Genomic DNA, 243 nt, shown 5'->3' on the forward strand with positions numbered 1-243 from the left:
GTCAACCATGAAACCATCTTTCACCATTTGCTTTTGTCCATCTTCAAAAACTTTTCTGTCCAAGATCAAACTATAAAAATAAACTTTTTCGTCACCAATCATTTCAGAATTCATCATCACAAAATGATTTCCATACCTGTTTTTAAAATATTCACGTGCTAACTCATGGCTAGAAAATTCGGGGATTTCCGATTCAGCTTTTCTACTAATCTTCAATTTTCATGACCCCTTTATCAATCATTT

1 protein-coding gene is annotated in these 243 nt (G+C 32.5%); it reads right to left on the minus strand.

Annotated elements, in window-relative coordinates:
- On the minus strand, positions 1–216 hold a 216-nt coding region (locus AWV70_RS22665; protein ID WP_060210638.1), incomplete at its 3' end, for a hypothetical protein.
- Between the last annotated feature and the right edge of the window lie 27 nt (positions 217–243).

The sequence above is a fragment of the Sporosarcina koreensis genome (genome assembly GCF_001531445.1).
Lineage (GTDB): Bacteria > Bacillota > Bacilli > Bacillales_A > Planococcaceae > Sporosarcina > Sporosarcina koreensis_C.